Consider the following 8,450-nt stretch of genomic DNA (forward strand, 5'->3'; position numbering starts at 1 on the left):
AAAGCATAAGAATTACAAGTTGTTGGAAGACTATGATAAGAAAAACTTATTTGATGTGGAAAAGTATTTAACAAATAGAGATAAGGTAAAGTTAAAATCTAGTTATAAAATAAATAGGTTAAACATTTGAGTATATGGAGAAAGCAAAATGTGTGAAAATAGAAAATCATCTTTAATTATATTAAATATAAATGGGGAGCAGTTTATTCTGGAAAGTGATACAGAACTCACAAGGGATAAGAAAAATTATATTGAAGCAATATGTGAGACAATGTACGATGAAAGCAATGAATGGTATGAAGATATATATGATATGTCCCCATATGATATAGCTGAGCTATTTGAAAAAACAGTAAAAGAAGAAGTAGGAATAACTGTTACATTTAAAGCGATAGACCTTGAAGTATCGATTTTAGAAGACTAGAAATAAGGTATTAATAGGCGATAGAAATTAAAAACTCTATCGCCTTTTTTTATACTAAAAATTAGGAGGTTAAAATGGTAAGGATAAGAAGTCCCACAAAACAATTTAATATATTAGACATTTAGCGATTGAAATATAAGTTCAGTCGCTTTTTTAATTGAAATTTTTAGATTAAGGAGAAGAAATTAATGGATAGAGAAATGATAAATATTAATGCAAATTTAGTTAAGGAAGCCGAATTTTCAGAATTTGAAAAAGATGGAGAAAATGTTCAAGTAGCAAATTTTGCTCTTGTTAAAAATTATGGAAAGGGCAAAGAATATACAAATTGCTCGGTATATGGAGAAAAGGTAGAAATTGTAAAAGAATTTGAAAAAGGAGATCTAATCCATGTCTTTGGATATTTCAAAGAAAACAAAAAAGGAGATAAGGTCTACAAGAATTTTATAGTTAAATCACTAAACAAAATAGAAAATAAGAAAGAAAACGAGGAGGAATAATATGGAATTTTTTACAGCTGGAGTTGGAGTTTTAAAGACACTTGTAACTGCAATTGGTGCAGGTTTAGGAGCATGGGGAGTTATTAACTTGATGGAAGGTTATGGTAATGATAACCCTGGTGCTAAATCTCAAGGTATTAAGCAGCTTATGGCTGGTGGGGGGATTGTACTAATCGGTATTAAATTAATTCCACTACTTGCAAATGCTTTAAATTAGGAGAAAGTCTATGTTTGGTATCTTTGACAAGCTAACTGAATTTTTTAAGGATATGCTACTCGGAGGTATCAAAGCAAATCTTGAGTCCATGTTCTTAGATATAAACGACAAGGTAGGAGTTATTGCAACTGATGTTGGGAAAACACCAATGGGTTGGAATGGAGAAGTATATAACTTCATAAAAAACATTAATGATAATGTGATTGTTCCAATAGCAGGTCTTATCATAACAGCAGTTTTATGTATTGAACTCATAAATATGGTTATGCAAAAGAATAATATGCATGATACAGATACTTTTGAGTTTTTTAAATACATTATAAAGATGTTTATAGCAGTCTACCTTGCAAGCCATGCCTTTGAATTTTCAATGGCAGTCTTTGATGTGGCACAAAATCTTGTAAACAAAGCGGCAGGGGTAATCACTACTTCTGCCACTGTTTCAGGAGATCAGATAGTTGCAATGGTTGATACATTAAAAGAAAAAGAAATAGGTGAGCTTTTAATGATATTAGTTGAAACAAGCCTAGTGAGGATTGCAATTCAATGTATATCTTTAACTATTACCTTAATAGTATATGGGCGTATGTTTGAAATATATGTCTACTCATCTGTATCATCCATACCATTTGCGACTATGGGAAATAAAGAATGGGGTCAGATTGGAACAAATTATATCAAGGGACTTTTTGCCTTGGGATTACAAGGTTTGTTTTTGATGATATGTTTAGGTATCTACACCGTTTTAATAAGAACGGTACAGGTTACAGATATTCACGCAAGCTTGTTTAGTATATTAGGATATGCTCTACTACTTGGACTTATGATGTTTAAGAGTGGAACAGTTGCAAAAAGTATTATGAATACGCACTAGGAGGAATAAATGTTAAAAAAGAAAAATTGTGCTTTATTGGGACTTGGAATTTTATTGGGAGGAACTTATGAAATCTTAAAAGAGAAAAAAAGAAATGAAAAGATTAGAAACTTAAAGAGGAGAATAAATAGACTCGGAAGATGTCACAATGAATTTGTTATGTATCAAGGAGAATACAATGACAGAAATGAAGAAAAACAAGAAGAATTAGAAGAAAGAATTAGCTACCTAGAAGAAGAAACAACATCTAATTATGACCATATACTTGAACTTTCCAAAGAAGAAGTAGAGGGAGATTAAAATGGCATATGTACCAATACCAAAAGATTTGGACAAGATTAAAACAAAGGTTGCCTTTAACTTAACTAAAAGACAACTTATAGGTTTTTCTGTGGCAGGACTAATTGGCATACCAACCTATTTATTTATGAAAAAATATCTACCTAATGATGTTTCAATCATTGTAATGCTAATAGTAACCCTGCCAATCTTTTTTATAACCTTATATGAAAAAGACACCTTAACCTTTGAAAAATATTTTAAATTTTTCTATCTTCATAAGTTTTATCAACCAACTAAGAGAATAAGAAAGGAGGCATACCTTGAAGCAAAGAAAAAAGCAAATCAGCGACTTAAATCTAAGGGAAAAACAATTAAAAAAAGACCGAAAGGAAGTAAGAAGGCTAAAAACAAAGAAAGATCCAACAAATAGTCTTCTAAGTGTACTTTTAAAGAAAGAGAAAAAGAGATTTACTGTTGAGGATACAATTCCCTATATAAGAATGTTACCAGAGGGCATTTGCCAGTTAGATGAAAAAAATTATTCAAGGACAATTTCATTTCAAGATATAAATTACCAGTTGGCATTGGAAGAAGATAGAGATTTAATCTTTAACCAATTTGCCAACTTTTTAAATTCTTTTGATCCAAGTGTCCACATTGAACTTTCGTATGTAAATCAATTAGGAAGAAATAAAGACCTACAAGATGCAATTAAAATTGCTGATAAGGGAGACTTCTATGACGATGTAAGAAAAGAGTTTAGGGAGATGTTAAAGCTTCAACTTGCAAAGGGCAATAACGGACTTAAAAAGATGAAGTATATAACCTTTACAACAGAAGCCGATAACCTAGAGCAAGCAAGAGCAAAGTTAAATAGACTTGAAGTAGATATTTTATCTAACTTTAAATCTATGGGAGTAAGAGCAGAAAGCCTTGATGGTGAAGAAAGGCTAAGACTTGTTCACGATATGTTAAATCCAGACAAAAACTTTTATTTTTCATATAAAGATTTGAAGAAGAAAGAGTCTACAAAGTCACATATAACTCCCAATATCTTTAATTTTGCACCAGCAAATAATTTTAAATTTGGGAAATTCATTGGAGCAGTAAGCCATTTTCAAATACTTGCAAGTGAGTTATCAGACAGAATGTTATCTGAGTTTTTAGATATTGATGACAATATTTATGTAGCATTTCATATAGATGTAGTTGAACAAGCAGAAGCTATTAAACTCATTAAAAGAAAAAACACAGACCTGGACAGAATGAAAATCGAAGAACAAAAGAAAGCAGTTCGAGCAGGATATGATATGGATATTATTCCTTCAGATATAAATACTTTTGGGGCTGATGTTAAGTCCATGTTATCTGACTTACAGAATAGAGATGAAAGGCTCTTTGTAGTTACCATAGTAATTATGAATTTTGCAAGGACTAATCAAAAATTAGAAAATACTATTGCTCAAATCTCATCAATTGCTAACAGACATAATTGTCAGGTAAAAAGATTGTCTCATCAACAAGAGCAAGGACTTGTTTCTGTCTTACCTCTAGGAGTTAATCAAGTCGAGATAAAAAGATTTTTAACTTCATCATCAACGGCAGTTTTTATGCCTTTTACAACAGAAGAGCTATTTATTGATTCAGCAAATTCTTTGTACTATGGATTAAATGCCCTTAGCCAAAACTTGATTATGGCAGATAGAAAGAAACTTAAGAACCCTAACGGACTAATATTAGGTACACCAGGTTCTGGTAAATCTTTCTCAGCAAAGAGAGAGATGGCAAATGCAATTCTTGTAACAGACGATGATGTAATTATTTGTGATCCTGAAGGCGAGTATTCAAACCTTGTAAAACAATTTAATGGAGAAGTTATTAAAGTTTCGGCAAAGTCAAAGGACTATCTAAATCCATTAGATATTAATATGAACTATGGAGATGGGGACGCACCTTTAAAGGATAAGGCAAATTTCATAATGTCTATGCTTGAACTTGTAGTAGGAGGATCTGGTCTTACTGCTGCAGAAAAATCTGTTATAGATAGGTGCTTACCAAAGATATATCAAAAGTATTTTGAAGACCCAAAACCAGAAAATATGCCTATATTAGGAGATTTATACGATATGCTCCTATCTCAAGAAGAGGGAGTTGGTAGAAAGCTCGCAACAGAAATGGAAATTTATGTTAAGGGAAGTCTTAATGTATTTAATAATAGGTCAAATGTTGACCTAAATAGGCAACTGCTCTGCTTTGATATAAAAGAGCTAGGAACACAACTTAAAAAAATAGGTATGCTTGTAATTCAAGACCAAGTTTGGAACAAGGTTTCCTTAAATAGAGGAAGCAAGTCTACAAGATACTATATAGATGAGTTCCACCTTTTATTAAAAGACCCACAAACTGCTTCATATTCAGTAGAAATCTGGAAAAGATTTAGAAAATGGGGTGGTATTCCAACAGGTATAACTCAAAACGTAAAAGACCTTTTAACAAGTCAGGAAATTGAAAATATCTTTGATAACACAGACTTTGTTCTAATGTTAAATCAAGCATCTGGAGATAGAGATATTCTTGCTAAGAAATTAAAAATATCGCCTTATCAGTTAAACTATATTACTAATTCAAATGCAGGTGAGGGATTACTATTCTTTGGAAATACTATTGTTCCATTTATAGATAAATTCCCTAAAGACACCATGTTATATAAGCTAATGACAACAAAACCAGAAGAAGCTAAGTAGGTGTGATATGGATAAAAAACTAAAAAAAGATTTTCAAAAGAAAATTATACGAAATAGGGACGCTCCTGAAAAGAATATAGATAGTAAACTTGTTCATTCAGATGATTATACCAATAAGATTATCAAAACTAAGGATAGGTTCGGAGATAAAATTTCACAAAAAGAATCTAAACTTATTCATGAGAATGTATTATCTAAAGATCAAAAACAAGATAAACTAAAAGATTTTCAGAAGTCTAAAAACAAGGAAAGAATTAGAAAAGAAGTTTTAGATAATAAGAATAAGGCTGAAGAAATAAATCAAGCTAATTTTGAAATAAAGACAGATGAAAGCTTTAAACTTGATGAAGAGTTAGATGTAGACTACAAAAAGGTAAATTTTGATAGTAAAAATAGTAGAAATATTAATTCTAATAAACTAACAACAGATGATATTTCAGCTAACACTGAAGTAATAAGCAATAAGAAGACATCAAGTAAAAGACAAGTTCTTAAAAATTATGAGGATAAGCTTATTCATAGTAAGGATAAATTCCAAGACAAAATTAACGAGAGAGAGTCTAAGCGAATCCACACAAGCGAAGATAAACCTATCGAAGCAAAGAAGAGTAAGAGAATATACAGAAAAGATAAGCTTGTTAAAGATGAAGTAAGCAAGAACGAGAGTAATGCTAATATCGATAAAAAGCAAAAGCATAAACTTTATCAAGAAAAGAAGTTTAGAGATAAGGAAAAATTTTCTAAAGAAATAGATAAAGAAAATAAGCTAAGCGAAGTTGATACAGATAAAACTTTTGACAATTCTGAGCTTAAAGACAATAATCTTGAATTTATAAAAGATGAAAAGGAAACAAGCCTTAAACCTTCAGAACAAAAGAAAGTTAATAAAAAGAAGACTTACTATAAGAGAAAAAATTATGAAAGTGATAAATTCACTCGAAAGAAAATCGATGACTTAAAAAATGAATCTAAGAAAGTTACAACTAAAGATTCTAAGAAAGCACAAGATGTTAAAGACTTTATCTCAGATAAAAAGATTGGAGAGCTTGAAAAGTCTAAAAGCAAGCTAAAGGATAATATCTTAAAGAATAAAACTAAAGGAGGTCTATCTTCTGGGGGTTTATTATCTGGAGCTAAGTCTTCAGAGTTAGTGAGAGATTATCTAAGTTCAGGATCTGATAATACTGGTGTAGAATCTGGAGAAAAGGTCGCTAATGTAAGCTCTAAACTCCAGCATGGAATAAGGAAGTATAAGCTAGATAAAAAGAAAAAGTCCTTAAAAAAGCTTTCTAAACTTGATAAGAAAATAAGAAATAGAAAAAGCAAGTTGGAGTTTAAAAGTGGCTTGGAAGATTTAAAAAAATCAGATGCCTATATAAAGAAAAATAGATTTAAGAAGTTTTACCAAAGAAAACAAATGAAAAGCATGATAGCTAAAAAGCACGAAACAAGACTGGTAGATAGAGTTAAAAAAGCTATTTTAAGTTTAGGTAAGGCTTCTAAAGAGCTAATCGTAAGAAAAAGTAAGATGGTTCTATTTCTAGTAATAGGACTAGGTCTTATGCTATCAATCATGATTGGTGGTGGAAGTGTTGGTATGAGTGGATTAAGTAACTCTGTTAACTCAGTAATGACAACAACATACCTATCACAAGATACAGTTCTAAGTGAAGTTAATCAAGAATTTTCGTCAATGGAGTATGACCTACAATCACAAATCGAAAGTATAAAGACAAGTCACCCTGGATATGACGAATATATCATAAACAAAGAAGGAGAAATTGGTCATAATACCCATGAACTTTTATCCTATATAACTTCAAGATGTGGAGAAGTAAAATCAGCATCTGAAGTAAAAGGAATTTTAAAAGAACTTTTCTATAAGATGTATAAGCTTGATTTTAAGGAAGAAATTGAGATTCGAACAAGAACAGTAGAAAGAACAAGATATGATAGTCGTGGTAATCCTTATACTAGCTATGAAAAAGAAGAGTACGAATATAAAAAGTTAATTGTAACTTTAAAGAAAAAAGAAATGGATGAAGTTGTTAGGGAAATATTTAAAGATTATCCAGACAATGTAGTTCATTATGAAGCTCTTCTTGAAGCTAAGGGGAATATGGGAGATGTTTTTGGATCAGGCAATGGCGACTTAGGAGAAATAGTAGACAATCCAAACTTTGGAAATCCTGGTCTTGCTTTTGATTCTGAAACTGCCAAAGCCTTATTTAATGAAGCAGAAAAACATATAGGCAAAAGATATGTGTTTGGAGCAAGTGGACCATCTAACTTTGACTGCTCAGGTTTTGTATGTTGGTCATTTACAAAGTCTGGTGTAAAGAGAATGCCAAGAACAACTGCATGGAGAATATACAAAGACTATTGTAATCCAGTAAGTCCAAGTGAAGCTCAACCTGGAGATATTATATTTTTCCACTCAACATATAACAGTGGAACTCCAATATCTCACGTAGGAATATATGCAGGTAACGGAATGATGATTCACGCAGGAGATCCAATTCAATACACATCAATAAATTCAAAATATTGGAAATCACACTTTTATGGTTTTGGAAGACCAAGATAGAAGGGAGATATTATGTGAACAGAAAACTTATAAGTATTAGGAACAAAAAGAAAAAAATAGAAGAGAAATTAAAAGATTTAAATGCAAAATACAAGGAAATTTGCGATGAAGAAATACAAGTTGAAAATGAAGAAATAATTGTAACTCTTAGGAGGAACAATATTAGCTTGGAAGAATTAATGGAGAAAATCAATGATAGAAAAAGAGAAGAAAAATTAAAAGAAAAGGAGAACATTCATAATGAAGAAATTTAATACGAACAGACTAAGAGCCTTTTTTATGGCTCTTTTATTAGTTTTAACATCAACTTCAACTACTAATGTACTAGCTAAAGCTGATGATACACATGGCAGTAAAAAAGTGATAGAGAGTTCTATAAGTAATATTAATGATTTAGAAGATCAAATCAAAGACTTAAATGAAAAGAAACAAGAAGACCAATCAAAGATAGATGAATTAAAGGAAAAGCTAGAATCTTGCAAAGATAATGGAGAGAAACTAAAACAAGAAAAGGCTAAGTTAGAAGAAGAGATTAGAGATAAAGATAAAAAAATAGCTCAATTAGATAAAGAAATTGAGAATCTTAAAAATTCTAACAATGATGAACTTATAGCAGAAATTACTCAACTAAAAGATGAATTAAAAAGGTTACAAGATGAAAATGCAAAACTAAAAGAAGATTATTCATCTACAATATGGGAGTTAGAGGCTGAGAAAGAAAAGGCCGTTAAAAACGAAAATAAAATCAAAGAAATGCAAGAAAAGCTCAAGTCCTTAGAAGGAGAACTTGCAAAGAAGACTAAAGAAATTGAGGATAAAGAC

The 8,450-nt window shown here is 30.8% G+C and carries 9 protein-coding genes and 2 pseudogenes; all 11 read left to right on the forward strand.

The annotated features are described in order from the left end of the window. Nucleotides 1-130 (forward strand): annotated as a pseudogene (locus HMPREF0072_RS12795) (conjugal transfer protein); the annotation flags it as partial. A gap of 18 nt (nucleotides 131-148) precedes the next feature. Continuing rightward, the gene (locus tag HMPREF0072_RS02570; RefSeq protein ID WP_004827260.1) at nucleotides 149-424 is read left to right on the forward strand and encodes a hypothetical protein; all 276 of its coding nucleotides are present in this window, start codon (nucleotides 149-151) and stop codon (nucleotides 422-424) included. 188 nt (nucleotides 425-612) lie between these two features. Then, entirely contained in the window at nucleotides 613-924 is a 312-nt protein-coding gene (locus HMPREF0072_RS02575) for a hypothetical protein (protein WP_004827261.1), read from the forward strand. A gap of 1 nt (nucleotide 925) precedes the next feature. Then, a complete protein-coding gene (locus tag HMPREF0072_RS02580; protein ID WP_000394204.1) occupies nucleotides 926-1,141 on the forward strand; it encodes a Maff2 family mobile element protein in 216 nt (71 codons plus the stop codon). A 10-nt stretch (nucleotides 1,142-1,151) separates the two neighbouring features. Next, complete coding sequence (locus HMPREF0072_RS02585; protein ID WP_000466918.1) at nucleotides 1,152-2,015, forward strand: VirB6/TrbL-like conjugal transfer protein, CD1112 family; 864 nt, start codon at nucleotides 1,152-1,154, stop codon at nucleotides 2,013-2,015. 9 nt (nucleotides 2,016-2,024) lie between these two features. Further along, on the forward strand, nucleotides 2,025-2,315 hold the full coding sequence (locus HMPREF0072_RS02590) for a hypothetical protein (protein ID WP_004827262.1): 291 nt from the start codon (nucleotides 2,025-2,027) through the stop codon (nucleotides 2,313-2,315). Between the two features lies 1 nt (nucleotide 2,316). Continuing rightward, a complete protein-coding gene (locus HMPREF0072_RS02595; protein ID WP_004827263.1) occupies nucleotides 2,317-2,727 on the forward strand; it encodes a PrgI family protein in 411 nt (136 codons plus the stop codon). Next, the gene (locus tag HMPREF0072_RS02600; RefSeq protein ID WP_081447021.1) at nucleotides 2,618-5,041 is read left to right on the forward strand and encodes a VirB4-like conjugal transfer ATPase, CD1110 family; all 2,424 of its coding nucleotides are present in this window, start codon (nucleotides 2,618-2,620) and stop codon (nucleotides 5,039-5,041) included. Before HMPREF0072_RS02595 ends, HMPREF0072_RS02600 begins: the two co-directional genes overlap by 110 nt. A gap of 7 nt (nucleotides 5,042-5,048) precedes the next feature. Further along, a complete protein-coding gene (locus HMPREF0072_RS02605) occupies nucleotides 5,049-7,628 on the forward strand; it encodes a C40 family peptidase (RefSeq protein ID WP_004827265.1) in 2,580 nt (859 codons plus the stop codon). Between the two features lie 14 nt (nucleotides 7,629-7,642). Then, nucleotides 7,643-7,882, forward strand: coding sequence for a hypothetical protein (locus HMPREF0072_RS02610; RefSeq protein ID WP_001080402.1), 240 nt, complete (start codon nucleotides 7,643-7,645; stop codon nucleotides 7,880-7,882). Next, a pseudogene (locus HMPREF0072_RS02615) lies at nucleotides 7,869-8,450 on the forward strand (stalk domain-containing protein); the annotation flags it as partial. The gene HMPREF0072_RS02610 and the pseudogene HMPREF0072_RS02615, both read left to right, overlap by 14 nt.

Origin of the sequence: Anaerococcus lactolyticus ATCC 51172 (assembly GCF_000156575.1) — a bacterium.
Lineage (GTDB): Bacteria > Bacillota > Clostridia > Tissierellales > Peptoniphilaceae > Anaerococcus > Anaerococcus lactolyticus.

Bases quoted from the DNA above. Each gene is read 5' to 3' on its own strand.
- HMPREF0072_RS02570 (WP_004827260.1), top strand. From the start codon at position 149: ATGTGTGAAAATAGAAAATCATCTTTAATTATATTAAATATAAATGGG.
- HMPREF0072_RS02575 (WP_004827261.1), top strand. From the start codon at position 613: ATGGATAGAGAAATGATAAATATTAATGCAAATTTAGTTAAGGAAGCC.
- HMPREF0072_RS02580 (WP_000394204.1), top strand. From the start codon at position 926: ATGGAATTTTTTACAGCTGGAGTTGGAGTTTTAAAGACACTTGTAACT.
- HMPREF0072_RS02585 (WP_000466918.1), top strand. From the start codon at position 1,152: ATGTTTGGTATCTTTGACAAGCTAACTGAATTTTTTAAGGATATGCTA.
- HMPREF0072_RS02590 (WP_004827262.1), top strand. From the start codon at position 2,025: ATGTTAAAAAAGAAAAATTGTGCTTTATTGGGACTTGGAATTTTATTG.
- HMPREF0072_RS02595 (WP_004827263.1), top strand. From the start codon at position 2,317: ATGGCATATGTACCAATACCAAAAGATTTGGACAAGATTAAAACAAAG.
- HMPREF0072_RS02605 (WP_004827265.1), top strand. From the start codon at position 5,049: ATGGATAAAAAACTAAAAAAAGATTTTCAAAAGAAAATTATACGAAAT.